General features: G+C 71.0%; 26 protein-coding genes. 15 read left to right on the top strand and 11 right to left on the bottom strand.

Features of this window, described 5'->3' with window-relative positions:
• Positions 1 to 53: 53 nt before the first annotated feature.
• The gene (locus tag AB0N03_RS01695; RefSeq protein ID WP_364363701.1) at positions 54 to 1,580 is read left to right on the top strand and encodes an AMP-binding protein; all 1,527 of its coding nucleotides are present in this window, start codon (positions 54 to 56) and stop codon (positions 1,578 to 1,580) included.
• A 49-nt stretch (positions 1,581 to 1,629) separates the two neighbouring features.
• On the opposite strand, the gene AB0N03_RS01690 is transcribed toward AB0N03_RS01695, so the two are convergent.
• The 6 genes from AB0N03_RS01690 to AB0N03_RS01665 form a co-directional block, all read right to left on the bottom strand.
• Positions 1,630 to 2,736: an epoxide hydrolase family protein gene (locus AB0N03_RS01690; RefSeq protein WP_364363698.1), complete on the bottom strand. Its 1,107-nt coding sequence runs from the start codon at positions 2,734 to 2,736 to the stop codon at positions 1,630 to 1,632.
• Positions 2,733 to 3,278, bottom strand: a complete 546-nt coding sequence (locus AB0N03_RS01685) for a dihydrofolate reductase family protein (protein WP_364363695.1) — start codon at positions 3,276 to 3,278, stop codon at positions 2,733 to 2,735. The genes AB0N03_RS01690 and AB0N03_RS01685 overlap by 4 nt, the downstream gene beginning before the upstream one ends.
• A 44-nt stretch (positions 3,279 to 3,322) precedes the next feature.
• Positions 3,323 to 5,635: a molybdopterin-dependent oxidoreductase gene (locus tag AB0N03_RS01680; protein WP_364363692.1), complete on the bottom strand. Its 2,313-nt coding sequence runs from the start codon at positions 5,633 to 5,635 to the stop codon at positions 3,323 to 3,325.
• An 11-nt stretch (positions 5,636 to 5,646) separates the two neighbouring features.
• The gene (locus tag AB0N03_RS01675; RefSeq protein ID WP_364363690.1) at positions 5,647 to 6,672 is read right to left on the bottom strand and encodes an LLM class flavin-dependent oxidoreductase; all 1,026 of its coding nucleotides are present in this window, start codon (positions 6,670 to 6,672) and stop codon (positions 5,647 to 5,649) included.
• Complete coding sequence (locus tag AB0N03_RS01670; protein ID WP_364363687.1) at positions 6,669 to 7,160, bottom strand: SRPBCC family protein; 492 nt, start codon at positions 7,158 to 7,160, stop codon at positions 6,669 to 6,671. Before AB0N03_RS01670 ends, AB0N03_RS01675 begins: the two co-directional genes overlap by 4 nt.
• 69 nt (positions 7,161 to 7,229) lie before the next feature.
• Complete coding sequence (locus AB0N03_RS01665) at positions 7,230 to 7,733, bottom strand: helix-turn-helix domain-containing protein (RefSeq protein WP_364363684.1); 504 nt, start codon at positions 7,731 to 7,733, stop codon at positions 7,230 to 7,232.
• Between the two features lie 126 nt (positions 7,734 to 7,859).
• Between AB0N03_RS01665 and AB0N03_RS01660 the strand changes: the two genes are divergently transcribed.
• A complete protein-coding gene (locus AB0N03_RS01660; protein ID WP_364363681.1) occupies positions 7,860 to 8,960 on the top strand; it encodes a helix-turn-helix domain-containing protein in 1,101 nt (366 codons plus the stop codon).
• On the opposite strand, the gene AB0N03_RS01655 is transcribed toward AB0N03_RS01660, so the two are convergent.
• Entirely contained in the window at positions 8,932 to 9,525 is a 594-nt protein-coding gene (locus tag AB0N03_RS01655; protein ID WP_364363678.1) for a TetR/AcrR family transcriptional regulator, read from the bottom strand. The genes AB0N03_RS01660 and AB0N03_RS01655 overlap by 29 nt on opposite strands.
• 68 nt (positions 9,526 to 9,593) lie before the next feature.
• Here AB0N03_RS01655 and AB0N03_RS01650 point away from each other — a divergent pair, with 68 nt between their 5' ends.
• The 3 genes from AB0N03_RS01650 (at position 9,594) to AB0N03_RS01640 (ending at position 11,949) form a co-directional block, all read left to right on the top strand.
• Positions 9,594 to 10,055, top strand: a complete 462-nt coding sequence (locus AB0N03_RS01650; RefSeq protein ID WP_364363675.1) for a GNAT family N-acetyltransferase — start codon at positions 9,594 to 9,596, stop codon at positions 10,053 to 10,055.
• Between the two features lie 121 nt (positions 10,056 to 10,176).
• Positions 10,177 to 11,172: a hypothetical protein gene (locus AB0N03_RS01645; RefSeq protein WP_364363672.1), complete on the top strand. Its 996-nt coding sequence runs from the start codon at positions 10,177 to 10,179 to the stop codon at positions 11,170 to 11,172.
• A 450-nt stretch (positions 11,173 to 11,622) separates the two neighbouring features.
• On the top strand, positions 11,623 to 11,949 hold the full coding sequence (locus tag AB0N03_RS01640; protein WP_364363669.1) for a hypothetical protein: 327 nt from the start codon (positions 11,623 to 11,625) through the stop codon (positions 11,947 to 11,949).
• Here AB0N03_RS01640 and AB0N03_RS01635 read toward each other — a convergent pair.
• The 3 genes from AB0N03_RS01635 to AB0N03_RS01625 all read right to left on the bottom strand — a co-directional run bounded on the left by AB0N03_RS01635 (position 11,938) and on the right by AB0N03_RS01625 (position 14,871).
• Positions 11,938 to 12,762, bottom strand: a complete 825-nt coding sequence (locus tag AB0N03_RS01635) for a DMT family transporter (protein WP_364363667.1) — start codon at positions 12,760 to 12,762, stop codon at positions 11,938 to 11,940. The two genes, AB0N03_RS01640 and AB0N03_RS01635, sit on opposite strands and share 12 nt — an antisense overlap.
• Positions 12,762 to 13,280 (bottom strand): MarR family transcriptional regulator, encoded by a 519-nt coding sequence (locus AB0N03_RS01630; RefSeq protein ID WP_364363664.1) that lies wholly within the window; start codon positions 13,278 to 13,280, stop codon positions 12,762 to 12,764. The genes AB0N03_RS01635 and AB0N03_RS01630 overlap by 1 nt, the downstream gene beginning before the upstream one ends.
• Before the next feature lie 106 nt (positions 13,281 to 13,386).
• Complete coding sequence (locus AB0N03_RS01625; RefSeq protein WP_364363661.1) at positions 13,387 to 14,871, bottom strand: FGGY-family carbohydrate kinase; 1,485 nt, start codon at positions 14,869 to 14,871, stop codon at positions 13,387 to 13,389.
• A 93-nt stretch (positions 14,872 to 14,964) separates the two neighbouring features.
• Between AB0N03_RS01625 and AB0N03_RS01620 the strand changes: the two genes are divergently transcribed.
• From AB0N03_RS01620 to AB0N03_RS01580, 9 genes are all read left to right on the top strand, one after another.
• The gene (locus tag AB0N03_RS01620) at positions 14,965 to 15,960 is read left to right on the top strand and encodes a LacI family DNA-binding transcriptional regulator (RefSeq protein WP_364363658.1); all 996 of its coding nucleotides are present in this window, start codon (positions 14,965 to 14,967) and stop codon (positions 15,958 to 15,960) included.
• 105 nt (positions 15,961 to 16,065) lie between these two features.
• Entirely contained in the window at positions 16,066 to 17,613 is a 1,548-nt protein-coding gene (locus AB0N03_RS01615) for a sugar ABC transporter ATP-binding protein (protein WP_364363655.1), read from the top strand.
• Positions 17,610 to 18,620, top strand: coding sequence for an ABC transporter permease (locus tag AB0N03_RS01610; protein WP_364363652.1), 1,011 nt, complete (start codon positions 17,610 to 17,612; stop codon positions 18,618 to 18,620). The genes AB0N03_RS01615 and AB0N03_RS01610 overlap by 4 nt, the downstream gene beginning before the upstream one ends.
• A gap of 13 nt (positions 18,621 to 18,633) precedes the next feature.
• Entirely contained in the window at positions 18,634 to 19,620 is a 987-nt protein-coding gene (locus AB0N03_RS01605; RefSeq protein WP_364363649.1) for a substrate-binding domain-containing protein, read from the top strand.
• On the top strand, positions 19,620 to 20,291 hold the full coding sequence (locus tag AB0N03_RS01600) for a hypothetical protein (RefSeq protein WP_364363646.1): 672 nt from the start codon (positions 19,620 to 19,622) through the stop codon (positions 20,289 to 20,291). Before AB0N03_RS01605 ends, AB0N03_RS01600 begins: the two co-directional genes overlap by 1 nt.
• Before the next feature lie 114 nt (positions 20,292 to 20,405).
• Complete coding sequence (locus tag AB0N03_RS01595) at positions 20,406 to 20,555, top strand: hypothetical protein (RefSeq protein WP_364363644.1); 150 nt, start codon at positions 20,406 to 20,408, stop codon at positions 20,553 to 20,555.
• 3 nt (positions 20,556 to 20,558) lie between these two features.
• The gene (locus tag AB0N03_RS01590; RefSeq protein WP_364363642.1) at positions 20,559 to 21,767 is read left to right on the top strand and encodes an MFS transporter; all 1,209 of its coding nucleotides are present in this window, start codon (positions 20,559 to 20,561) and stop codon (positions 21,765 to 21,767) included.
• An 83-nt stretch (positions 21,768 to 21,850) separates the two neighbouring features.
• The gene (locus AB0N03_RS01585) at positions 21,851 to 23,347 is read left to right on the top strand and encodes an alpha/beta hydrolase (protein ID WP_364363639.1); all 1,497 of its coding nucleotides are present in this window, start codon (positions 21,851 to 21,853) and stop codon (positions 23,345 to 23,347) included.
• A gap of 73 nt (positions 23,348 to 23,420) precedes the next feature.
• Entirely contained in the window at positions 23,421 to 24,233 is an 813-nt protein-coding gene (locus AB0N03_RS01580; RefSeq protein ID WP_364363636.1) for an SGNH/GDSL hydrolase family protein, read from the top strand.
• Between the two features lies 1 nt (position 24,234).
• Here the strand turns inward: AB0N03_RS01580 and AB0N03_RS01575 are convergent, their stop codons facing one another.
• Positions 24,235 to 25,020, bottom strand: coding sequence for a DeoR/GlpR family DNA-binding transcription regulator (locus tag AB0N03_RS01575; RefSeq protein WP_364363633.1), 786 nt, complete (start codon positions 25,018 to 25,020; stop codon positions 24,235 to 24,237).
• 316 nt (positions 25,021 to 25,336) lie between these two features.
• On the opposite strand from AB0N03_RS01575, the gene AB0N03_RS01570 reads away from it, so the two are divergent.
• Positions 25,337 to 26,566 (top strand): DUF222 domain-containing protein, encoded by a 1,230-nt coding sequence (locus AB0N03_RS01570; protein WP_364363630.1) that lies wholly within the window; start codon positions 25,337 to 25,339, stop codon positions 26,564 to 26,566.
• Positions 26,567 to 26,846 lie beyond the last annotated feature (280 nt).

Genomic DNA, 26,846 nt, shown 5'->3' with positions numbered 1-26,846 from the left:
AGCGAACCACATCGGACTGGTGCGAGCACCTGCGAAGAGTCATCATCGGGGGCATGTTCTTCGATCTGGGTGTCCGGGACTTCCTCGACCGCGCGGAAACGGTGTACCCGGACCGCGTCGCGGTGGTCGACGAGCCGGACCAGCCCGCACCGAGCTGGGGTTCGCTCACCTACCGCGAGGTGGCGCGCCGGGCCCGCGCGCAGGCCGCGCACCTCGACGAGCTGGGCGTGCCGATCGGCGGGCGCGTCGCGATGGTGTCGCACAACGCCGCGCGGCTGCTCGTGTCGTTCTTCGGCGTGTCCGGCTGGGGCCGGGTCCTGGTGCCGGTGAACTTCCGGCTCGCGCCGGCCGAGGTCAAGTACATCGTCGAGCACTCCGGGGCCGAGGTGCTGATCGTCGACCCGGAGCTGGAGCACCTGCTGGACACGGTGACGGCGAAGCACGTCTTCGTCCTGGGCCGCGACGACGAGACGATCTGGGGCGGCGCCGGCTCACCGCGCCCGTGGGCCGGCGACGAGTCCGCGACGGCGACCATCAACTACACCTCGGGCACGACCGCGCGGCCGAAGGGCGTGCAGCTCACCCAGCGCAACATCTGGCTCAACGCGGCCGTGTTCGGCCTGCACACGACGTTGAGCGACAACGACGTCCTGCTGCACACGCTGCCGATGTTCCACTGCAACGGCTGGGGCATGCCGTACGCGGTGACGGGGCTCGGCGGCCGGCACATCGTGCTGCGGAAGGTGGACGGGACCGAGATCCTGCGCCGGATCGAGGAGCACGGCGTGACCATCCTGTGCGCGGCGCCCGCGGTGGTCACGGCGGCCCTGGACGGCGCGGCGACCTGGGAAGGCGAGATCCCGGGCCGCGACCGCGTCCGGATCGTGGTGGCCGGCGCACCGCCGCCGACGCGCACGATCGAGCGGGTGCGGGCGGAGCTGGGCTGGGAGTTCATCCAGATCTACGGGCTCACCGAGACGGCGCCGCTGCTGACGGTGAACCGGATGCGCAGCGAGTGGGCGGACCTGGACCCGCACGAGCAGGCCCGGCTGCTGGGCCGCGCGGGAACGCCGGCGCTGGGCGTCCGGATCGCCCTCGACTCGGACGGCGAGGTGCTCGCGCAGTCGAACCACAACCTGGACGGCTACTGGGAGAACCCTTCCGAAACCGAGCGGGTGCAGGAGGGCAACTGGTTCCACACGGGCGACGGCGGTTCGTTCGACGACGGATACCTGACGATCGCCGACCGCAAGAAGGACGTGATCATCTCGGGCGGCGAGAACGTGTCGTCGATCGAGGTGGAGGACGCGCTGAACTCGCACCCGGCGGTCCGCGAGGCCGCGGTGATCGGGATTCCGGACGAGAAGTGGGGCGAGCTGGTGACGGCTCTGGTGGTCACCTACGGGTCGGCCGTGACTTCGGAGGAACTGCTCCAGCACTGCCGGGAGTATTTGGCCGGGTACAAATGTCCGAAGCGGGTGGAGTTCTTGGACGAGCTGCCACGGACCGCGACGGGGAAGATCCAGAAGTTCAAGCTCCGGGAGCCGTTTTGGCAGGGTCAGGACCGCCAGGTCAATTGAGGCCGGACGACACGCGTACCTGAACGGCGAACTCGTCCGCCTGGTGCGGCTAACGGACCAGGCGGAAGAACGTGCGCACCTCGTCGGCGAACAACTCGGGCTGCTCATAAGCCGCGAAGTGACCGCCGCGCTCCAGCTCGTTCCAATGCCGGATGTCCGTGTACCGCTTCGCCGCCCATCGGCGCGAGGGCCGCGGCATCTCCGCCGGGAAGATCGAACAGCCCGTCGGCACGTCCACCGTGTCGTCCGTCGACTCCGAGAACCACCGCTGGACCTTCCGGATGCTCTCCCAGTACAACCGCGCCGACGACGCCGCCGTCCCCGTCAGCCAATACAGCGTCACGTCGTCCAGGAGCTCGTCGCGGGTGAACGGGAAGCCGTCCGACCAGGCGTGGAACTTCTCCACCAGCCAGCCGCACAGGCCCGCCGGGGAGTCCAGCAACCCGTAGCCCAAAGTCTGCGGGCGGGTCGACTGCAGTACCGAGTAACCGTCCTCCCAGCGCGAAGCGTGTTCCAACGCAGACAGCGACGCACGTTCAGAAGCCGTCAAGTCGTCGAACGTCGCCGGGTCCGGGGCCGCGATCGGCGGGTTGAGGTGGATGCCCGCCAGGTGGGCCGCGTCCTGCTGGGCCAGCGACGTCGTGATCGACGTCCCCCAGTCGCCGCCCTGGGCGCCGTACCGCGAGTAACCCAGGCGGGCCATCAGCGACGCCCACGCCACCGCGATGCGCTCGATCCCCCAGCCCGGAGACGACGGCTTGTCGCTGAAGCCGTAGCCCGGCAGCGACGGGATCACCAGGTGGAACTCGCGCGAGAGCGGCTCGATCACCTTGGTGAACTCGAGGAACGAGCCGGGCCAGCCGTGGGTGAGGATCAGCGGGAGCGCGTCGGACCGGGCCGAGCGCACGTGCAGGAAGTGGATGCCCAGCCCGTCGATTTCCGTGCGGTACTGGGGAAAACGGTTCATCCGCGCTTCCGAAGCCCGCCAGTCGTAGCCGGAAGCCCAATAATCGCACAGAGAACGCAGGTACCCCAGTGGCGTGCCCTGGCTCCAGTCGTCCACCGGCTCGGCTTCGGGCCAGCGCGTCCGGCGCAACCGCGCGCGCAGGTCGTCGAGGTCGGCCTCGGGGACGTCGATCCGGAACGGTGTGATCACGCGGGGACGTAGGTCAGCTGGACGACGCCGTTGCCGAACGTGGCCGACTTCTTCAGCACCAACGGGAACGTCGGCCCTTCGGCGGGGAACAGCCGCCTCCCCTGCCCCACGACGATCGGGTACAGCAGCAGGTTCAGCTCGTCGACCAGGCCTTCGGACAGCAGCCAGCGGACCGCCGTCGTGCTGCCGCTGGTCATGATGTCGCCCCCGGGCGAAACCTTCAGCGCCCGGACAGCCTCGGCGGAATCGCCGGTCAGCAGAATCGAGTTGTTCCAGGCTACTTCGGACAAAGTCGACGAAAGCACGTACTTGCGCACATTGTTCATGAACTCGGCGCCTTCGTCGTCCTCGACGGTCCGGCCGGGCCACGCCTCGGCGAACCCTTCGTAGGTGACGCGCCCGAGCAGCATCGCGTCGGCCGCGGCCATCCCGCTGCCGACCGCCTGGCCGATTTCGTCGCTCCAGTACCGGAGTGACCACTTGTCGGGCGCCTCGACCACGCCGTCGAGCGAGATGAACAGGTTCGAAACGATCTTGCGCACCGGGCCCCCTTCGGTTGAGGGCTCCCACCTTAACGGGCGATGCGTCAGGATCGTCCACTCGCGACGGTCTCGCGGACGCGCGCGCTGTCCGCCTCGGCCCGGGTCCGCTCCTCTTCGGTCGCGGGCTCCAGGCGAGCCGGGACGTCTTTGTGGTGCGGGGTGCCCGCGATCGGGTCGCGGTCCAGCGCGTCGGTCAGCAGGTTGATCCGCGGGCCGCTGACCACGCGGTGCCCGTGCGCGTCCGGGTGGGCCATGCCGTAGCCGTGCGGCAGCGAAAGCTGACCCGGCCGCAGCGCCGGGTCGGTCTCGGCGCGGACGACCACCCGCCCCGCCGGCGTCACCACCGCCACCCAGTCGCCCGCCGAGGCGCCGATGGAAGCCAGCTCTTCGGGACGCGCACGCAGCGCACCGTCCGGATCCGTGCGGCGCCAGCGCGGGTCGCGCAGGATCTGGTTCGCGTTGTGCGCCCGGCGCTGGCCGTTGATCAGGGAGAACGGGAACGCCGGATCCGGACGTTCGGCCGCCGGATCCAACGAGCCGAGCCAGTCCAGCAGCTCCGGCACCGCCAGCCGGACCCGCGAGCGGCGCATCAGGCTCCACACTTCGTCCTGCTCGTGCGTCGAAAACGGCGTCGGACCGGCCAAAACTCGCGCGAACAGCTCTTCGCCGAGTTCCGGTCCGGAAGCAGAGCTGCCCAAAGCCCGCTGCACCGGCACGGTCATCGTCTTCGCCGCGCGGTGACAACCCGCCCACAGTGGCGCGATCGACGCCGCGCCGTCGGGCAGCGACGCACCCAGCGTCCGGTAGAGGAGCACCGGCAGGATCGCGGACCGCTCCGGCATCGCCTGGACCAGCGCGCCGATCCCCGCTTGCAGTTCGGCCCGCGGCCCGGCGGCCAGCGACGCGAGGACGTCGGACGGCGGCAGCACGCCCAGCGCGTCGAACAGCCGCGTGTAGATCTCGGCCTCGACCAGCGTGCCCGGCAGCGGATCCAGCAACGGCGGCCGCAGCTGGAAGTAGTTCGTCGGCCACTCGAAGGTGAAGAGCGTGAACTCCCACTTCTCGTGCTGGGACGCCGCCGGCAGGACGTACTCCGCCAGCGCGGCCGTCTCGGTGTAGGCGACGTCGACGACCACGGACAGCTCGGCCTCCCGCACCGCCCGTTCGACCTCCCGCGTGCCCGCGTAGGTGTTGGCCGGGTTGGAGGACTCGACCCACAGCGCGCGCACCCGGTGGGGGTGGTCGGTGAGGATCTCCTCGGCCAGGGTGTTCGCCGGCAGCAGGCCGCCGATGTACTCGAACCCCGTCACCTCCGACCGCTGCCCGCCCGAAGAGCCCCACAGCGGCAGCAGCCACGAGTGCAGGTTGTTCGTCCCACGGCGGCCGAAGTGCCCGGTGACCAGGTACAGCAGCTTTTCGAGGTAGCTGTTCAACGTCGAGTGGCGCCCCTGCTGGATGCCCAGCTCGACCCGTACCACCATGGCCCGCGCCGCCAGCATCAGGTCCACCGCCCGTTCGACGTCCACACGGGACACTTCGGCGTGCGCGATCCACTCGTCCACCGGCACTTTCCCCAGCGCCGCCACGACCTCGTCGAAGCCTTCGGTGCGCGTGGCGAGGAACTCCTCGTCCGCACCGCCGCGCTCCAGCACCAGGGCCAGGATCGCGCCCAGCAGGTAGGCGTCGGTGCCCGGGCGCAGCGGCAGGTGCAGGTCGGCGATCTCCGCGGTTTCGGTGCGCCGCGGGTCGATCACGAGCATCTTGCGCGAGGGGTCGTTCTTGATCGTGTTGAGCGCGTGGCGGGCGTTGCTGAACCCGTGGGCCTGCCAGGGGTTGCAGCCGAGCACGACCAGCAGGTCGCAGTGTTCGACGTCTTCGGCGGTGTGCACGAGCGTCGAGCCGAACAGCTGCCCGTTGACCCAGAAGTCGCCGGTCTTCTCCTGCGACAGCGCGTTGAAGTGGCGCGTCGAGTTCATCCACTTCAGCAGCGACGCGCCGTACGCGCCGCCGGAGTGGTTGCCCTGGCCACCGCCGCCGACGTAGGCGAACGAGCCGGGCCGGCCGGCCGCGGTGTCGGCGTCCCGGATCGCGTGCAGCTTCGCGGCGATCTCGGTGAGCGCGGTCTCCCAGCCGATGGGCTCGTGGGTGCCGTCCGGACGACGGCGCAGCGGCGTCGTCAGCCGGTCTTCGTGGTCGCCGTACCAGGTCAGGCGCTGCGCCTTCTGGCACAGGTACCCGGCCGAGCGCGGGTGCGCCTTGTCGCCGCGGACGCGCGTGATCTTGCGCCCGTCGAGCTGCACCTCCAGCCCGCAGTTGAGGTAGCAGAGGCTGCACGCGGTGCGCTGCCACTCGCTCATGACGTTCCCCTTCAGAGCAGGTCGAGCGCGCGGCCCAGAGTGGTGAGGCGCGCTTCGAGCGTTTCGCCGGCCGGGTAGAGCCGGACCGTGTCGATGCCGGTGTCGCGCCAGACACGCAGCCGCGCGCGGACCATCTCTTCGGTGCCGATCAACGTCGTGCCGAGCACCATCTCGTCGGTGACGAGCGCGGTCGCGCCGTCGCGGTCGCCGGCCTGCCAGCGCTCGCGGACCTCGGCGGCGACGTCCGCCCAGCCCTGGCGGCTGTAGGCGTCGTTGTAGAAGTTCGTGGTGGCCGAGCCCATCCCGCCGAGGCTGAAGGCCAGCTCCTTCTTGCGGCTGCCGACCATGGCACGCAGCTCGTCCTCGTTGTCCGCGAAGGCGACTTCGGCGCCTTGGCAGACGTCGATGTCCTTCCGCGTGCGGCCCGACTTCGCGAGTCCGGCGTCGAGGGGACCGAAGTACGCGTCGGCGCCTTCGGGGACGAAGCTGGTGCCGAGCCAGCCGTCGGCGACCTCGCCGGTGAGCTCCAGCAGCTTCGGCGACAGCGTCGCGAGGTAGATCGGGATGTCCGGGTTCGGCGTGGTGGACAGCCGCATCGGCCGCGCCTCGCCGGGCAACGGGACCTCGAAAGCCTTGCCGGAGAAGGAAATCTTCTCCCCCGCGAAGGCCTGGCGGATGATCTCGACGGTCTCGCGCATCCGCGTCAACGGCTTCGCGAACGGGACGCCGTGCAGTCCTTCGATCACCTGCGGCCCGGACGGGCCCAGGCCCAGAGCGAACCGCCCGCCGGACAGGTCGGCCAGCGTCAGCGCGGCCTGCGCGATCGCGACCGGTGTGCGCGTGCCGAGCTGGATGATGCCGGAACCCAGCCGGATGCGGTCGGTGCGGGCGGCGAGGTAGCCGAGCGCGGACGGCGCGTCCGAACCCCACGCTTCGGCGACCCAGCAGACGTCGAGACCGAGCTTTTCCGCCTCCAGCACGAAGTCCAGCGTCGTGCGGGAGTCCTTCGAGAACTCGACCGTCGTCGCCGTCTTCACCGGCTTTCCACCCGCTCCTTGATCGCGGCGAGGTTGCCGGTCATCGCGGCTTCGAACTCCCGCAGCCGCACGAAGACGATCTTCTGCTCCTTCTCGGGCATCCGGTCGATGGCGAACGACAGCCCGGATCGGCCCGGCCCCATCTGCATCCACTGCGACAGCCGCGTGCCGCCGTCGGCGGGTTCGAGGCTGAACTTCCAGACCGCGCTCGGCTCGGCCGGATCCGCCACGGCCCAGGCGAACACGCGCGGCTCTTCGCACTCGACGACGTACGACGTCGTCTCCCACTCGCCGAACGCGTCGTGCTTGCTCTTGCCGACGAACTTGCGGCCGGGCTCGCACCATTCGACGGACTGCAGTTCGGAACTCAGCGAAGGCATCAGCCCGATGTCGGAGACGACCGGCCAGACGTCCTCGGGGGCGGCGTCGATCCAGGTCGAGACCTCGGCCGTCGGCTTGTCCGCGTACCTCGCACCCGTCCACTCCATCGTGGTCGCCACTCCTCTCGGTGAGCCTCTGACCACGATAGTTGCGTAGATAGACCTACGCTGTCAACGTCACTCCTGCCGCGCGAACCGCGCTTCGACGTCCGGGCGCCGCGCCAGCCGCGGCGGGAAGCCGGGGCCGCGGCGCATCCGCGTGTCCTCCGGCGTCATCGGCTCGCCGCACTCCGCGCAGACGATTTCGGCGTGGGTGTCGTGCCCGCAGGCGGCGTGGTGCACGGTGATCGGCGGGCCGGCCTCGCTCGAGAGCCACTTGTCGCCCCAGCGCGTCATCGCGAGCAGCACGGGGTAGAAGTCGCGGCCCTTCTCGGTGAGGACGTAGTCGTAGCGGACCGGCTCGGTCTGGTAGGCGACCTTCTCGAGCAGGCCCTCGTCGACCAGCCGCTTGAGGCGGTCGGCGAGGGTGTTGCGCGCGATGCCGAGCGCCTGCTGGAACTCGTCGAAGCGGCGGACGCCGTAGAAGGCGTCGCGGAGCACGAGCGGGGTCCACCAGTCCCCCAGCAGGTCCATGGTGCGCGCGATCGAGCACGGCCACTGCGCGAACGAGGTCCGTTTCATGCGGGCGAGAGTACCCCGTTTTCCAGAAGGACTCAGCAGGTCAGCAGCCCGAGCGCCCTGCGCGGGCGTCTCCTTGAAGTTCAGGGCGACCTGGTGTTCCCGTCGCACGGGTGCTAGGAATCACACATGCCGCAAGAATTCTCGCACCGAGTCGTCGCGATCGTGACCGAGGAGTCGAACCCCTTCGAGATGGGCGTCGCGACCGAACTGTTCGGGCTGCGGCGGCCCGAGCTGGACCGGCCCTGGTACGACTTCGCGCTCTGCTCCGCGACCCCGGACGTGCGCATGAACCTCGGCATGTTCACGCTCACCGGCGTGGCCGGCATCGAGGCGGCTGACACGGCGGACACGCTGATCGCGCCGGCGCGGCCGGACACCGGCAGGCCGACGGATCCCGCGGTCATCGCGGCCATCCGCCGGGCCGCGGACCGGGGCGCCCGGCTGGTCAGCTTCTGCACCGGCGCGTTCGCGCTCGCCGAAGCGGGCGTGCTCGACGGCAAGAGGGCGACCACCCACTGGCAACGGGCCGCCGAGTTCGCTTCGCGGTTTCCCCGGGTGCACTGGGAGCCGGACGTGCTCTTCGTCGACGAAGGCACCGTCCTCACCGCGGCCGGCAGCGCGGCCTCGCTCGACCTCGGCCTCCACCTCATCCAGCGCGACCACGGCGCCGAAGTCGTCAACGCGGTCAGCCGCCGCCTGGTGTTCACCGGCCACCGCGACGGCGGGCAGCGGCAGTTCATCGTCCGCCCGGTGCCCGAGGTGCCGGACGCCTCGCTCGCCCCGGTGCTGGCGTGGGCGCTCGGCCGCCTGGACCGGCCCTTGACGGTCGCCGACCTGGCGACGCGCGCGGCGAGCAGCCCGGCGACGCTGCACCGGAAGTTCCGCGCGGAGCTGGGCACGACCCCGCTGGCGTGGCTGACGACGGAGCGCGTGTCGCTGGCCTGCCGCCTGATCGAGCGCGGCGAACTGCGGCTGGACCGGGTGGCCGAGGCGAGCGGCTTCGGGACGGCGGCGAACCTGCGCCTGCAGCTGAGGCGGCACACGGGGTTGAGCCCGAGCGCCTACCGCCGTCGCTTCGGCCCCGCCGCCTGGGACGCCCGCACCCGGTCCCGCGCGTCGGTCCATCGCGAGGACCGCGTCGAGCGCGAGCACCCCGCCGACGGTGCCGACGATCGCGATCGCGGTGAGGACCTCGACGTCATGCCGGCTCGGGCCGCAGCTCGGTGAGCGCCTTCGCCAGCGCGTCCAGCTGCAGCCGCGCCGGGTAGGCCGCCGGGTCCGCCGCGGCCAGCACGTTCAGGCCTTCCACCAGCGCCACCAGGCTCTTCGTCGTCAGTTCGAGGCGCTCGTCCGTCCACTTCGGACGACAAGTCGCGACCAGCCGGCGGATCCGCGCCAGGAACGAGTGGTTCGCCGCGCGGTGCCGTTCGGCCAGGGCGTCGTCGGCCAGGGCCGCCGCGAGGAAGCCCACCCAGACGCGGGATTCCTCGTGGTGGCCGTGGGGCAGGTCGACGGCCTGGCCGAGCACTGCGTCCAGGGCCCCGAACGCGTCGACGCTCGCGGCCTCGGCGGCGTCGGCGCGGACGGCGGTGCGCTCGTAAAGCAGGTCACGCGCGTGCAGCAGCAACGCCTTCTTCGTCGGGAAAGCGTGCATCACCAGTCCGGTCGTGCAGCCGGCGCGCTCGGCGACCGCCCGCAGTGTCAGGCCCGGCAAGCCGTCCTCGGCGAGGACCTGCCACGTCGCGTTCGACAGCAGCTCCCGCTGCGCCACCACGTCACGCTGTCTCGGCACCCTGGATCCTCTCTTTCCGGGAAGCGTAACAGATGCTACGGTAACGCTTGTTACGGAAAGGAGGCCTCGTGCCGACCACGATCGACATCACGCCGGTGAACTGGGACGATCCCGATGCCGTCCGGCTGCGGGCGGCTCAGCGCACCGAACTGGACGCCCGCTACGGCACCGACGACCACGAGCCCGGCGCCGTGCCGACCGCCGAGACCGTCGCAGTGTTCCTCGTCGCCCGGGACGCCGGCGGGACGGCCGTGGGCTGCGGCGGGCTCCGCCTGCTCGGCCCGGGTTCGGGCGAGGTCAAGCGCATGTACGTCGAGCCGGCGGCCCGCGGCACCGGCGTCGCGGCCGCCCTGCTGCGCACGCTCGAAAACCACGCGCGCGACCTCGGCATCGCCCGGCTGCTGCTCGAGACGGGCACCGGGCAACCGGACGCGATCCGCTTCTACCGGCGCGAAGGCTACGAACCCATCGAGGCATACGGGCCGTACGTCGGCGAACCGTTATCGCGCTGCTTCGCCCGCGACCTGTGATCGGATTACCGATGGCCATCCCAGCCTGAGCTATTGGTGGCCGGGGCGCACCCGGCCTACCGTCGAAGGCACGGCGATCTGGGGTTCTTTTCGCCGTTCCCTTCGTCAACTGGAGTTCTCCTTGCGCATCAAGCAGATCGGCGTCGTGCTGGCCGCGGCCGCCGTCTTCGCGTCACCGGCCACACCCGCGCTGGCGGCGTCGAGGATCGTTCCCCTCGACCTCGCCACGGGGCAGCAGCCGGAAAACATCGCCCTGGAGCCCGGCGGCTCCGCCGACCTCACCTTCGCCTACACCGGCGAAATCGGCCGGGTCACGCCCGGCGGACGCGTCAGTGTCATCGCCCGCATTCCGGTGCCGGCCGACGGCGATGTCCCGGTCGTCCACCAGAAACTGTTCCTCGGCGGCATCGTCCGGGCGCCCGGCGGCGACCTGTACGTCGCCGTCTCGACCGGCACCGCGGCGACCGGGCTTTACCGGGTGCGGCCCGGAACCGCGCCGGTCCAGATGGCCGCGCTGCCGCCGGCCGGGTTCCAGAACGGCGTCGCGCGCGACCCGGCCACCGGCGACCTGTTCGTCGCCGACTCGTTCGGCTCCACGATCTGGCGAGTCTCACGGGGCCGTGTCACCGCCTTCGCGACCGGCGAGCTGCTCGCGCCGGTGAACGGCTTCGGCGCCAACGGCATCAAGGTCCACGCCGGCGCGGTCTGGGTGTCCAACCTGGACCGCGGCACGCTGGTCCGGTTCCCGCTCACCGGCGGGCCCGGGCGGGTGGTCGCGACGGGCCTCGGGCCGGTCGACGACTTCGCCTTCCACGGCGGCACCGTCATCGCCGCGATCAACCAGGAGAACCGGGTGGTCGCGGTCGACCGCAACGGAACTCATCCGATTCTGTCCACTTCGGATGGCCTGGCGAACCCGACGGCGATCGCCGTCCGCGACGACGCGGTGTACGTCACGGACGGCGCCTACTTCGGTGGATCGCCGAACCTCCTTCAGGCGACGCTCGCGGCGAACACGTGCAGCGCCGAGTTCGACGGCAGCGTCACCACCACGACCTCCTTGCCCGCGGCCAGCGGGACGGAGGTCGCGAACACCCGGCACGGCGTCGCCGGATAAGCCGGGCCGGTCCGCGTGTTCTTGCCCAGGACGGTCGTCGCGCCGTCCTGGGCGGGCATATCCCTCGGCGATCTTCACCGCGTCGAGCGTGCGCCGCCTCCCGGGATTGCATCTTGCAGAGAGCAATCGCCGACGACGTAGGTCGCGTCGAAGCGGCGTTCGTCGTTTCCTTTCGGTGAATATTCAAATGCCGGCCGGTGATCGGCACGTGCATCCGCACGCGAGCGGTGCACGCTCGACGTTTCGGACCTCGGCATACAGGGAAATGGTTGCTGTGCGCCAAATCCGTCGGTATGTTTGCGCCGTCCCCGGAGTGCCGACATCGGTCGCGGGGGTTCGCGCTGCTCGGGCACGGCGGGGAGGCTGTCACCGGGATAGCGCTTTCCGGTGGTATGGGTCACCACCGGGGGGCAGGAGGGAAGCGGTGCCTTGGTGTTCTCGGGGACGGTCATGGACGACCGGGTGACCGAGCCGTACCTGGTCGGGCTGGAAGCGATCGCCGGCGAGCTGCTGCGCGGCAAGTGGTGCGTCTACCTGCACGAATGGCTCGGCGACGAGCACGATCTGGAAAGCTGGCGCGCCGAGGTGGCCACGCACGCGGCGGGGTCCGGCATCGAGGTGTGCTTCGTGGAGATCCCGCGCAAGGACATGACGCTCGTGGCCAACGTGCACGCGCTGCCGAGCTTCGAGCAGGTCACTCAGTCGGTGGCGGCGCTGGAGCACCACCGGGGTGCGGTCCCGGGCCGGCGGGGGCGCGGCCGCCGGTCAGCCGAGTGACACGAGCGCGATCGCCGCACCGGCGCCGAGCAGGCCGGCCACCTGGGCGCGGCTCAGCCGTTCCCGCAGGAAGACCAGCGCCAGCAGCACCGGCACCGCGGGGTAGAGCGCGGCCAGCACGGTGGCGACCGCGAGCTGCTGGTGCTGCGCGGCGAGCAGGTAGAGCACGATCGCGGCACTGCCGCACGCCCCGGCGAACGCCGCGGGCCCGAGCAGCCGGGCCGGCAGCCGCCACGGCGCCCGCGTCGCGGTGACCAGGCCGGCGATGGCCACCACCGACACCGCGCGGCTGATCACGACCGGCCAGAACCCGGCTTCGGCGGGGATCCGCGACAGCGCGACGAACTGCACCGCGAACCCGAGCCCCGCGACGAAGGCGTCCGGAATGCCCGCCCCGGTACGTTTTTCGCGCGTTCCCCGGGAGACCAGCCACAACGCGGGAATGGCGCAGCAGACCCCGGCGACGGCGGCGGGCGAGAGCCGTTGCCCCAACAGGAGCAGTCCGAAGAGGACCGGGAGCACCACGGCGGCGACGTCGCTCGCGGGCACGACGAGGCTCATCGCGCCCTTGCCCATGGCGCGGTAGAGGAAGGCGACGCCGACGCCGGTGCCCGCGCCGGAGAGCGCACCCCACCCGAGCGCGGCCGCCGTCGGCGTTCCGGAGCCGATGGCCAATGGGACGGTGACGACGGTGCCCGCGATCTGGGCGTAGAGAGAAACGGTCATCCCGGGCGCGCGGCGGGAAGCCAGCCCGCTGACGAAGTGCGTGATTCCGAAGCACAGAGCGGAGATCAGCGCGAGGACGTTCCCCATCAGGACCTCCCGAGTTCGCGTTCCGCTTGGCCGACCGGGCAGATCTCCTGGTTCGCGACGCAGCCAGGGCGGTCGCAGAGCCGGCACATGAGGTCGCCTTCGCGGACTTCGCCGTGAAGGCCGCGCAGCAGCTGCTCGAGCACCGGTTCGAGCTTCGCTTGGTCAGGCACCGCGTGCAGCGCTCTCACCAGGACTTCTTGCCGCGCTTCGAGAGCCCGCTTCGCGGCCGCGCGGCCGTCCGGCGTGAGCACGATGGCGACGGCGCGGCCCTGCTTGTCCTGGCGCTCGACGAGCCCGCGGGCTTCGAGCTGGTCGAGCATGCGGGCGGCGGCGGGTTGACTGAGCCCGATCCGCCGGCCGAGATCGGTGCCGCCGAGCCCGGGGAACTCGGTGAGGACGACGAGGGCGGCGGTCCCGCTGAGGCTGACCCCGGCCGCCGCCGCGGCAGCGGCGGTCATCCGGTCGGACAGGGTGAGGACCGTCGCGCCGAGGAGGTTCGCCAGCCGGGACTCATGCATCACTCATGCATAACACATCACCCGTTGGGTGGGCAAGGCTTGCCCGTGCGATGCGGTCGTGGGCGAGAAACCGTGTTCTAACCCTGTTTCTCACTCACGACGCTGGTCAGGACGTCGCCGCGCGCTGGTGCTCCGCCAGGAAGTGCGCCGTCTCCGCCGTCGCCTCGTACAGCGACCGGTAGTGCCGGTAGAACCCCTCGTACCGCTCGCGATTCCCAGGGTCCGGCGTCACCGTCGCGGCGATCGGGTTCCCGCGAGCGGCGTCCATCCCCACCGCCTCCGCCGCGAGCAGCGCGTCACCCAGGCACGCGCCGATCGTCTCCGCCGGGATCTGCTGCGGCAACCCGGTCACGTCCGAAACGATGCGCGTCCACAGACCACCTTTCGTCCCGCCCCCGACCGCGACCAGCCGCCCCGCCGCACCGCCGGCGGCAGCCATCGCCTCCAGGTTGTGCCGCACGCCGTAAGCGGTCCCCTCCAGCGCCGCGCGGTAGATCTCGGCCCGGCCGTGTGAAGTCGTCAGCCCGGCCAGCACACCCCGCGCGTCCGGGTCGAACAGCGGCGTCCGCTCCCCCGCGAAGTACGGCAACAAGAGAAGCCCGCGGCTCCCCGCCGGCACCGAAGCCGCCTCCGCGGCGAGATCCGAGTACGAAGCCCCCACCAGTTTCCGCAACCAGTCGGTCACCGCGCCGGACGTCGCCATGCCCGCCGCCAGCGTGAAACTGCCCGGGACGACCCCGCGCGTGCCCCACAGACCGGGATGCGGACGCGGCTCCGTCAGCACCTGGACGAGGAACATCGTCGTGCCGTACATGACCATCACGTCGCCCGGCTCGCGGACGCCGACGCTCGCCGCCTCGGCCCAGGCGTCGACCGTCCCCGCCGTCACCGGCAGTCCCGCGGGCAGCCCCGTCAGCGCAGCCGAGGCCGCGGTGACCTCCCCCGCGACCTCCGTCGGCCACAGCAACTCCGGCAGCGGCAACCCCGGCGCGACGCGTTCGGCCCAGTCCCTGGCCCACTCCCCGGCCACGAGGTCGTACATCGGCGTGCACTGGCTCGCCGAGTGGTGGTCCAGGACGTACCGGCCGGTCAGCCGGTGCACCAGGAACGAGCTGGCCATCAGCAGCTTCTCCGTGCGCGCGTAGACGTCCGGCTCGTGCCGGGCCAGCCAGCGCACCTTCGGCCCGACCGCCTGGCTCGTCAGCGGCGATCCCCCGCGCGCCAGGATCTCGGCCGCGCCGAACTCTTCGTTCAGCTCGGCGATTTCCTCGCCCGCTCGGGTGTCGACGCCGTAGAGGATCGCCGGCCGCAGCGGTTCGCCCGCGCCGGAAGCCGGCAGGAGGCACGGCCCGATACCGCTGATCCCGAGCCCGGCGAGCGGCCGCCCACCGGCCGCGCGCAGCAGGTCGGCGACGATCCCGGTGAAGTCCGCCCACCAGACCGTTTCGGCGTCGTGCTCGAACCAGCCCGGCCGCGGCGTCGAGACGGCGTGCTCGCGGACCGACCGGGCGAGCACGGCGCCATCGGGGTCCACCAGCACACCCTTCGAGCTGGCGGTGCCGATGTCCACGCCGAGCAGCAGTCCCGTCATCCGCCCCTCCACGGACCAAACCGCGGGAAATCGATTACCACCACGCTATGGTGTGCCGGAAGCACTGTCAACGAACGAGCGAACGAGGACGCGGTGGCGACGATCTCCGACGTGGCGGCGCTGGCCGGGGTCTCGACCGCGACCGTGTCGAGGGCGCTCAACGGCAAGTCCACTGTGGACCCGGCGCTGGCCGAGCGCGTGGCCAGGGCCGTGGAAGAGCTGGGCTACACGCCGAACGGCCTGGCGCGCAGCCTGCGCCGCCGCGAGACGGCGGTGCTGGCACTGATCATCTCCGACGTCGAGAACCCGTTCTTCACGGCGATCGCGCGCGGGGTCGAGGACGCGGCGCAGGCCGCCGGGTACTCGGTGATGCTGTGCAACTCCGACGAGAACACCGCCAAGGAACGCCGGTACGTCGAGGTCGCGGCGCAGGAGCGGCTCGCCGGCGTGATCATGTCGCCGACCACCGGCGACAGCGACGTCCGGCCGCTGACCACCCACCGGACGCCGATCGTGACGGTCGACCGGCGTCTCGGCTCGGCCGACTGCGACGCCGTGCTCCTCGATTCCCGCGCCGCGGCCCGGGAAGCCGTGCGGCACCTGGTTTCCCAGGGCTACCAGCGGATCGGCTGCATCGCCGGCCCGCCGGGCGTCACGACGGCGGACGACCGGCTCGACGGTTACCGCGACGGGCTCCAAGCCGCGGGCCGGAAGTACGCGGCGAGACTGGTGCGCCGCTGCGAATTCCGCGAAACCGGCGGCCGTGAAGCCGCGACGCAGCTGCTGACGAAACCCGACCCGCCGGACGCACTCCTGGTCTCCAGCAGCACGATGTCGGTCGGCGTGCTGCAGGTGATGGCGGAACTGGGCCTGCGGTCGGGCCGCGACGTCGGGATCGTGTCGTTCGACGACGCGCCGTGGGCGACGCTGATCTCGCCGGCGCTGACGGTCGTCGCCCAGCCCGCCCACGCGATGGGCCGGCTGGCCGCGCGCCTCCTGCTCGACCGCATCGCCGACGGCGGCTCCCGCGCGACGACCACGACGACGATGGCCGCGCAGCTGATCGTCCGAGGCAGTTCCACCCGCTGAGCGGGACGCCGTTGAGTCTGCCCGAAGTGACGCTTGACACACCCCCGCGGCACCCCTAGCGTCGAGTAATCGATTACTCCCATCTTCCGCCGGCGCGAGGGTGTCATGGAAGAGCCGGGTACCCCGCTGGTCGCGATGACCGGCGTCCGCAAGGCCTACGGCGGCACGCTCGCCTGCGACGACGTCGACTTCACCGTGCGCCGCGGGGAAGTCCACGCGCTGCTCGGGGAAAACGGCGCCGGCAAGTCGACGCTCGTGCGGATCCTCTCCGGCGACGTCACCGATCACCACGGCACGATCGAGATCGACGGCGAGCCCGCCGTCTTCGGCAACCCGGCCGACGCGCGAAGACGCGGCATCGCGATGATCCCGCAGGAGCTCGACCTCGTCCCCGGGCTTTCCGTCGCCGCCAACATCTTCCTCGGCCGAGAGCTGCGCACGAAGGCCGGCACGGTCGCGCGGCGGCGGATGCACCGCGAGACCCGGGAACTGCTGGCCCGCACCGGGATCGCGCTCGACCCGAAGCGCGCCGTCGGCGAGCTGCGCACCGGCGAGCAGCAGCTCGTCGCCATCGCCAAGGCCCTCGCCCTGGACGCGCGCGTGCTCGTCATGGACGAGCCCACTTCCGCGCTCACCGGTGCCGAGGTCGAGCGGATGTTCAAGGTGATCACCGAGCTCCGCGACGCCGGCGCCGGGATCGTCTACATCTCCCACCGGCTCGAGGAGATCGGCCGGATCGCCGACCGCGCCACCGTCCTGCGCAACGGCCGCGTCGCCGCGGGATTCGCCGCCCGCGACCTGACCGCCGGGCAGGTCACGGCGGCGATGATCGGCCGCCCGGTCCAGGCGCTGTTTCGCGTTACTAACGAACGGCACAGCAAGCACGGCGAAACCGGCGGCGAGCTGCTGCGCCTCGACGACTTCGCGCTGCGCCCGCGGCGGCACCGGCCCGGCCGCCGCGAGCCCGCCGGGATCTCGCTCACCGTCCGCGCCGGCGAGATCGTCGGCGTGGGCGGCCTGCTCGGCTCGGGCCGCACCGAACTCCTGGAGACGCTCTTCGGCGCCGGGACACCGGGCCGGTGGCACGGGCACTTGTCCTTCGACGGCGAAGAAATCCACCCGAGGAGCCCGCGGCACGCCGTCAGGCTCGGCCTCGCCCTCGTGCCGGAAGACCGCCGGATCGCCGGCTTGGCGCTGCCCCACTCCGTCCGCGCGAACACCGCACTGTCCGTTGTGGACAGACTTGCGACGGCCGGGTTCCTGGCCCGCCGGCGCGAGAACGACGTCACGACGAAGGTCCTCACCGACCTGCGGGTGAAAGGCGCGCTCGCCGACCCGGTCGGCACGCTCTCGGGCGGCAACCAGCAGAAGGTCGTGCTCGGCCGGGCGCTGCTGACCGAGCCGAAGCTGCTGCTGCTCGACGAGCCGACCCGCGGCGTCGACGTCGGCGCGAAGGCGGAGATCTACCAGCTGCTGGCCGCCGCGGCCGCCCGCGGCATCGGTGTATTGCTCGCGTCGTCCGAGCCCGCCGAGCTGGTCGGGCTGTGCGACCGGGTCATCGTCCTGCAGGACGGCCGCACGAGCCGTGAGCTCGACACGCACGACGCCGGCGAAGCCGAGCTGCTCGCCGCGGCGATGGGGGAAGCACGATGACCACCACCGAGTTCATCCCCACCCGGCGAGCCGCCGTCGTCGACACGCTGTTCCGCTTCCAGAGCCTCTTCGGCCTCGTACTCGTGCTGGTCGCGGCGGTCGTGTTCTCGCCGACGCACGACGGTGAGCTGCTCTTCCTCGACAGCGAAAACCTGTTCAACGTCGTCCGCGCCATCTCGGAGATCGGCATCATCGCCATCGGCATGACGTTCGTGATCCTCCTCGGCGGGATCGACCTGTCCGTCGGCGCGGTGCTCGGGCTCGCCGCCGTCGGCTCGGCCGTGCTGCTGGTGAACGACGGCTTCGGCGTGCTCCCGGCGGTGCTCGTCGTGCTCGCTGCCGGGCTGGTCTTCGGGCTGCTGCAGGGCGTCGCGTCGGCGGTGTTCGGCATCCAGGCGTTCATCGTCACCCTGGCCGGGCTGCAGGTCGCGCGCGGGCTCGCCCGGATCTGGTCCGGCGGACAGGGCGTCGCCATCGCGTACGGCGACGGGCCCGGCGAGGCACCCGTCGCGTTCTCCCTGCTCGGCGAGCGGACGTTCAACGGGCTGGTGCCCATCCCCGCGGTGATCTTCGTCGTGGTGGCCGTCGCGGCCATCGCGTTCCTGCGCACCAGCGCGTTCGCCCGGCACGTCTACGCGATCGGCGGCAACGAGAAAGCCGCGCGCCTCTCCGGCGTCGCCATCACCCGGGTCAAGGTGCTGGTCTACGGGCTGAGCGGGCTGCTCGCGGCGCTCGCCGGGATCATCCACGCCGGCCAGCTGAACCAGGGCAGTCCCAACGACGGCAGCGGCTACGAGCTCGACGCCATCGCCGCGGTCGTGATCGGCGGCACCGCGCTCTCCGGCGGCCGCGGCTCGGTGTCCGGCACCGTCGCCGGCGCGCTGCTCCTGGGCGTGCTGAACAACATCCTGGCGCTCAACAGCGTCGACCCCAACGTGCAACTCCTGATCAAGGGCCTGGTCATCGTGGTCGCCGCGGGCCTGCAGCGACTGCGTCCGACACCGTAGAGGGGAAGAAGAGATGTCCGGCAAGCACTTCGCGTTACCCGCGCTCGTCCTGATCCTGGCCGCCTGCGGCACCACGCACGAGAACTCGGGGCAAGGCGCGTCGACGTCCGCGGCGGCCTGCAAGGGCGCCGAAGGGAAGTACACCATCGGGGTCAGCCAGGCCAACGTCGCCGAGCCGTACCGCAAGCAGATGGACGACGACATCGCCCGCGCGGCGAAGCAGTACCCGCAGTTCACCGTCAACTTCGCCGACGCGCAGCAGGACAACGCGAAGCAGGTCGCCGACGTCGAGAACTTCCTGACCCAGCGGATCGACCTGCTGATCATCAGCCCCAACGAGGCCACGCCGCTGACCGCGGTCGTCAAGAAGGCCTACGACAAGGGCATCCCGGTGCTGGTGCTGGACCGCAAGGTCGACGGCGACGCGTACACGCAGTGGATCGGCGCCGACAACGTCGACATCGGGCGGCAGGCCGGGCAGTACCTGGCCGGCAAGGTCCTGCCGCGGGGCGGCAAGATCGCCGAGATCCGCGGGCTCGCCGGGTCCACGCCGGCCAAGGAGCGCCAAGACGGCTTCGCGAAGGGAATCGAAGGCCGAGGCATCGACATCGTGACCACTGTGGACGGTGACTGGCTGCGCGAGAAGGGCCAGCAGCAGGCGGACGCGATCTTCAAGTCCCACCCGGAGATCCAGGCCGTCTACTCGCAGAACGACCCGATGGCCGAAGGTGCCTACCTCGCCGCGAAAGCCGCGGGTCTGGACCAGAAGATCAAGTTCATCGGCATCGACGGGCTGCCCATCCCGTCCGGCGGCATCAAGGCGGTCGAAGCCGGGCGCCTCGCGGCGACGTTCGTCTACCCGACGGGCGGGCGCGAGGCCGTGGCGTCCGCGAAGAGCATTCTCATCGACTGCGCCAAGCCCGCGAAGACGCAGATGCTGCCGACGCAGCTCGTCACCCAGGCGAACGCCGCCGAGGTGTACGCGAAGGGCAATCGCTGATGCCTCGCATCGGCGTCATTTCCCTCTCCGACGGCCGCGACCACGTCCACAAAGGAATCGCGGACTTCGTCCGTGAGACTGAAGGCCAGCTGGTCACGGCGCTCGGCTCAGGGGGCCACGAGGTCGTCCGTGGTTCGGCGCCGGTGTCGGCCAACACGCCGGCGACGTCGGTCGCGCGCGAGCTCGAGGCGGCCGGGGTGGACCTGACCGTGCTGCACTACTGCGTCTGGGCGTTCCCGCACTTCACGATGCTCGCCGCGGGCGCGCTCAGCGGGCCGCTGGTCCTGGTGGCGCACCTCGACCCGGTGCAGCCCGGCATGGTCGGGATGCTCGCCGCGGGCGGCGCGCTCGACCAGATCGGGCGGCAGCACACGCGTCTCTGGGGTTCTCCGCCGGACGTCGTCGCCGCGATCGGGGTACGGGCCGCCGGCGCGGCCGCGGTGGCGAAGCTGCGCGGCAGCACGTTCGGCCGGATCGGCGGGCGGCCGATGGGGATGACCACGGCCGTGGCCAACACCGACCAGTGGCAGCGCCAGTTCGGCGTCGACGTCGAGGAGATCGACCAGTGGGAGATCGTCCGGCGCGCCGAGGCGGCCGACCGGTGGAGAAGCGCGGGGCGCGCGAGTGGCTGGAGCGGCACGCGACCGTCCGCTACGACGGCGTCAAGCTGACGCCGGAACTGCTCGAGCGGCAGGTCGGTACTGTCGGTGCCCTCGGCTAGCGTGGAAAACGGGGGCTGCTCGATCCTTGACCTCAACCTTCCTCGAACTTCTACCGTCGGCACCATGACAGCTCCTCCCATCCCGCGCGCGGTCTGGATCGCTTCCGGCGTCATGGCGCTCGGCGGCTTCCTGGGCAACATGGACGGCTCGATCGTCGCGGTCGGACTGGAGTCGATGAGGCTGCGACTAGGGGTCAGCCTCATCGAAATCTAGTGGGTGGCGACGGCGTTCCTGCTCGGCCTTTCCGCCGCCCTCCCCCTGACCCCGTGGCTGGTGAAGAGGCTCGGCGCCGGCAGGCTGTGGCTCTGGGCACTGGCGGCGTTCCTCCTGACGTCGGTGGCCTGCGCCCTCGCGCCGGACGCCGGCACCCTGATCGCCTTCCGCACGCTGCAGGGCATGGCCACCGGCGTCATGGTCACCGCCGGGCAGACGGTGATCGGGCTCGCCGTCGGACCGGAACGCCTCGGCCGCACGATGGGCACGCTGGGACTCGTGGTCGGGCTGGCACCGGTCGTCGGGCCGAGCGTCGGCGGGTTCCTGCTCGCGCACTTCTCGTGGCCGGTGCTGTTTTGGCTCAACCTGCCGATCGGGCTGGTCGCGTTCGGCCTGGCGCTGCGGTACGTCCCGCGCGGCGACCGCGAGCGGCCGCCGCCGATGGACTGGCCGGGGTTGCTGCTCATCTCGCTCGGCCTGCCGCTCCTGGTCTACACGCTCGCCGAGCGCGACGCGCTGTTCGCGGCGGTCGGCGTCCTCGCGCTCGCGGTGTTCGTCCGGCGTTCGCTGCGCGTGCGGCACCCGGTGCTGAACCTGCGGCTGGCCGCGCGGCCCGTGCTGGGCTCGGCGCTGGCGTCCGTCCTGCTGGCCGGCGCCGGGATGTTCGGCGCGGTCCTGTTGCTGCCGCTGTGGTTCCAGGTCCGGCTCGGCGCCGGGCCCGCCGAGGCCGGTGTCCTGCTCGCGCCGATGGGCCTGGCCACCACGGTGTTCGTGCTCGTGGCCGGGCGACTGACCGATCGCTACGGCGGCGGCACCGTCTCGCTCACCGGTTCGGTGGTGGTGCTGGCGAGCACCGTCCCGCTACCGTGGCTCGGCCCGGACACCCCGATGTGGCTGGTCCAGGTGCTGCTCGTGGTCCGCGGCGCGGGGCTCGGGCTGTCGCTCATGCCCGCCTCGACCGCGGCCTACGCGTCGGTCGACGCGGCCGAACTGGGCCACGCGACGGCGTTGGTCAACATCGTCATGCGCGTGGGCGGCGCGGCCGGGGGCGCGTTGTGCGTGATCGTGCTGTCCCGCGGGCTCGTCGCCGGCCCGGCGACCGGGTTCGGCTGGGCGTTCGGGGTCTTGGGGGGCGTCTGTGTGCTCGGCACGGTGGCGGCGGCGTGGCTCCGGCACGCCGAGCGATCGTCCACAGTGGACGTCCCGGGGTGATTCACCTGGGAACCTGGCGCGATCACCGGTTTGGTGATTTCCTGGAGCCGATCAACCACTGTCGGTAAGGGGAAGGGCTGGCAATGTCGGGGGTATCGAAGCGGTTGGCCACGGTCGCGGCGGCAGCGGCGGTAGTGGGGAGCCTGCTGGCGGCGGCGCCGGCGTCGGCCGCACCGTCGATCGACTGGAAGCCGTGCGCGGACGCGCCCGGCGTGGAGTGCGGCGCGGTCACCGTGCCGATCGACTGGGCGCACCCGGACCGGGGCACGGCGAGCATCGCGCTCGCCCGGCGGAAAGCCACGGATCCGCAGGCGCGCATCGGGTCGGTCCTGATGGACCCGGGCGGCCCCGGCGGGCCGGGCGCGGGTGAGGTCAAGGGCGGCTGGACGCTCTCGCCGGAGATCACCGAGCGCTTCGACACCGTGGGCTTCGACCCGCGCGGCGTCGGCGACAGCACGCAGATCAAGTGCGGGCTCGACGAGGTCATCGCCGACCACCCGCAGGTTCCGCGCAACCAGGCCGAGTTCGAGCAGCTCGCGGCGTACAACCGGAAGCTCGGCGAAAGCTGCAACCGGCTTTCCGGGCCGCTGGGCCGGTTCGGCGACACCGAGAGCGTCGCGCGGGACATGGACGCCATCCGCGCCGCGCTCGGCGAGAAGAAGCTGACGTATTACGGGGTTTCCTACGGCACGCTGATGGGCCAGCAGTACGCCGAGCTGTTCCCGGACAAGGTCCGCGCGCTCGTGCTGGACAGCAACATGGACCACTCGCAGTTCACCGCGTGGGACTTCCTGAACAGCGAAACGCAGTCGGTGCAGGCGGAGTTCGGCGAGTTCGCCGCCTGGTGCGACCGGACGCCGAGCTGCGCGCTGCACGGCCAGGACGTCTCGAAGCTGACGCGTGGCCTGCAGGACAAGGCCGCACGCGGTGAGCTGAAGGATCCGCAGAGCGAGGAGGTCATCACGCCGCTTTCGCTGGCGTCGATCTTCCAGAGCTCCTTCTACGGCCCGAGCTGGGACAGGCTGGCGACGGTCCTCGAGTCGCTGGCCGGCGGCACCCAGCCGGCCGCGTCGGCGCGGCTGAAGGAAGACATCCCGGTCAACACCGTGTTCCAGAGCGTGTTCTGCGATGACTGGAAGCTGCCGGTGCACAACTACGCCGAGCTCGAGGCCTACCGCCGGACGGCCGCGGCACTCGCGCCGGACGTCAAGGTCAACTCCCTGGGCTGGCAGGCGATCACCGGCTGCATCGGCTGGCCCGACCGGACCAGCAACACCCAGCACCCGCTGCAGGTGCACGGCGCGCCGCCGCTGCTGATGGTGAGCAGCGAGTACGACCCCGCGACACCGTACGCGTGGTCGCGGGCCGCGGCCCGCCAGAGCGGCAGCACGCTGCTCACCTACGACGGCTGGGGCCACGGCGCGTACTTCAAGAACAGCCCGTGCGTCATCAAGGCGACCGACGCCTACCTGATCAGCGGCAAGCTGCCGGCGCGCGGCACGCACTGCGCGGCGGTCGAGCCGGGCGCGGCCGAAGCCCGGGTCGCCGGGCCGAAACCGCCGTCGGCGATCGGCTTCTGACGCTTCCGCCGGGTGGCCGGAACGAGGCACAATCGTTCCGGCCACCGCGACGTCGCGGGGGAAGGAGCCGAGGATGCTTCGTCGATTCTTCGTCATGGCCGCGGCAGTCGTCGTGGCGAGTTCGCTTCTCACGGCACCGGCGGAAGCGTCTTCTCGCCACGGCGGGTATCTCGCGCTCGGCGATTCCGTCGCGTTCGGTTACCGGCCCGACGCGGGCGCGGCCTACCTGAACGCGGCCAACTTCAGCGGCTACGCGGAGAAATACGCGTCACTGCGCGGGCTCCGGCTCGCGAATGCGTCCTGCCCTGGAGAAACGACCGGAAGCCTGCTGGCCGTCAGCGCGCCGAGCAACGGCTGCGAGAACGGCTACCGGTTGGCGTACCCCCTGCACGTTTCGTATGCGGGCGCCCAGATCGACTACGCCGTGCAGTACCTGCGGACCCACCGGGACACCCGGCTCGTGACGCTGACCATCGGCGCGAACGACATGTTCCTGTGCCAGGACACGACGCCGGACCACTGCACCGGCGCTTCCTTCCAGGCCGCGTTGAGCCAGGTCAGCCGCAACCTCGCGGCGATCCTCTCCGCGGTGCGCGCCCACTACCGCGGCGACCTGGTCCTGGTGTCGTACTACTCGCTCGACTACCGCGACCCGACGCAGGTCTCGCAGGTCAAAGCGATCGACGCGGCGTTGACGCAGGTGACCCGTCGCTACCACGGCAAGATCGCGGACGGCTTCACGGCGTTCTTCCTGGCGTCCCTGCGCGCGGGCGGCGACCCGTGCGCGGCGGGGCTGCTGATCAAGCTGCCGACCGGCGGCTGCGACGTCCACCCGACCGCGGCCGGCCACCGCGCGCTGACCGCGGCCCTGGCGCTCGCGCGCTGAATCAGACGGCCTGGACCTCGACCCCGGCGGCTTCGAAGGCCCGCACGGCCTCGGGGTCGGCGTCGGTGTCCGTGACCAGGGCGTGCACCTGCGTCGTCTCACAGATCCGGGCGAAGGCGCGCCGGCCCAGCTTCGAGCCGTCGGCGACGGCGACCACGCGCTCGGCGCGTTCGACCATCAGCCGGTTGATGCTGGCCTCCCCCTCGTGGTGGGCGAAGGCGCCGGCTTGGGGATCGAAGGCGTCGACACCGAGGAACAGCAGGTCGATGGTGAGTTCGCTGAGCACGCGGGTGGCCAGCGGCCCGCTCAGTTCGAACGACTGCGGCCGCGCGACCCCGCCGGTGACGACGATCTTGACGTTCGGCCGCACCGCGAGCTCGTGCGCGATGTTCAGCGCGTTGGTGACGACGGTGATCCCGTACGCGTCCCCCCGGCCGCCCAGGTCGGACCGGATGGCGAGGGCGCGCGCGACCCCGGCGGTGGTGGTCCCGCCGTTGAGGCCGACGACCATCCCTTTCGCGGCGAAGGCAGCGGCGGCGGCACTGATCCGCTGTTTCTCGGGGACGTGCCTCGCGGTCTTGTAGCGCAGGGGCAGGTCGTAGGCGAGATCATTGGCGACGGCGCCCCCGCGCGTGCGCGTGAGCAGCTGCTGTTCGGCGAGGTGGTCGAGGTCCCGCCGGATGGTGGCGGCGGAGACGTCCAGCTCCGCGGCGACGTCCTCGACGTCGATCTTTTCCCGCTGCCCCAGCATGTCCAGCAGGGTGCTCAACCGTTCGTGCCGGGCCATCGACGGTACTCCTAGCTTTGACTCTCAGCGGCCTATCGCGCACGAGGTTGCGCTGTTGGCTGCCGTTTCGAGCAGTATGCTGCATCGGGGGTGGGCTTTGCACCGCGGCACGCCGTCGGGGTGGGCTTGCGCTCATCCTCGGGTGGTCGGGTCTTCAAGATGCGGCTTCGCCGGGGCGTGGAAATCGGCGCTTCTTGTTGTGGCTTTCCGCTCGGTGCTGGAGCGCCGATTCCCCGCGCTACGGTGCCCCTGCCGCTCTGCCGCTTCCACCTGATCGAGTGATGAACATGCGTTCGTGGGCCGGTAATCTTGGTGTGTGGACAGCGAAGCGGTGATGCGAGCGGATGCGGTGGCCCTGGCCGACCGCATCTCCGGGCTGCTCACTGTGGTGCGGTCTGCCGAGGCTGAAATCGGTGCGCTGCTCGTGGAAATCGAGTCGCGCGGGGTGATGGAACTCTTCGGATACCGTTCTGTGGCGCGGCTTTTCGAACACCTCGCCGATGTTCCCAAAGCTGCCGCTGAGTCTGTCGTGAAGCGGGCTCGGGCTCTTACGCCCGGCCGGAACCTCGACGGCAGCCCTGCGCCCGCCGCTGCTCCCGCTACCGGCGCTGCTGCTCTCGAGGGCCGTCTGAGGACCCCGATGATCGACACCATCATCGGTGTAGTGACTCAACTTTCGCCCGAGCATCGCGACGACGCCGAGCAGCATCTGCTGTCCTTCGCCTCCGAAGCCGGACACAAGCAAGTCGCCGCTTTGGGTGCGCGGATCCTGGCCCACCTCGACCCCGACGGCGCCGAACCCGACACCACCGAACCGGCTACTCCTTCTCGCGAGCTGTCGTTGCGTCGCAAGAGAACCGGGGTGTGGGAGTTGAACGGTAGGTTCGACGACGAGACCGGCTCCCGCGCCAGTGCCCTACTGGATTCGCTCGCCCAGCGCCGCGCCACCGACGAAGGGCCCGACCTTCGCTCGCCGCAGGAACGCTACGGCGACGCCTTCTCCGACGCCATCGACCTCGCGTTGAACTCCCCGGACCTGCCGATGCAGGCCGGCGAACGAGCCCACGTGATGGTGGCGGTCTCGCTGGAGGACTTGAAGTCCGGCGTTGGCCGGGCCATCCTCGGTGACCTGGGCACGCTGTCCGCGGCCGAAGCCCGGATCCACGCGTGTGATTGCATGCTCATCCCCACGGTGCTGGGCGGCAAGAGCGAACCCCTCGACCTCGGACGGCAACGCCGCCTGGTCCCGCCCGGAATCCGCCGCGCGCTGTACCTGCGCGACCGCGGCTGCGCCTTCCCGGGCTGTCATCGTCCACCCCGGCACTGTCAAGGTCACCACGTCCGGCATTGGGCTGACGGCGGCCCCATCGAGCTGGGCAACATGGTGCTGATGTGCGCTCATCACCACCGGCTCCTGCACCGCTCCGGCTGGCAAGTCCGCATCGCCGCCGACGGCCTCCCCGAATTCCTGCCACCGGTGTTCCTGGACAAACGCCGAAAACCCAGGCGCAACAACCTGCACCAACCGTTGCCGTTCGCGGCGTAGACAATCGAACACGGGAAAGGCCCGCAGCCACCGGCTGCGGGCCCACACCCACGCCCAAAGGCCAGCAGAACGACCGATCCGCCCGGCGCGAACCACATCTTCCGATATCGAGAGCGCCGGAACTCGAATGTCATACAGCAGGCAGTCGCTCCGACAGATCGCTGCCCACAACGCCCCTGCCACCCGGCACAGCTGGCCAAGCCGCCAGAACCCTTGCTCACAGTGGGCCTCTCCGGCCCCGCCGCAACCGGACGATCCACCCACCGGCAGCACTGCAGCC

Source organism: Amycolatopsis sp. NPDC051061 (assembly GCF_040682935.1).
In the GTDB taxonomy this organism is placed as follows: Bacteria; Actinomycetota; Actinomycetes; order Mycobacteriales; family Pseudonocardiaceae; genus Amycolatopsis.
The sequence above is the reverse complement of the archived record's forward strand: the minus strand, read 5'-3'. Positions and strand labels throughout refer to the sequence as shown.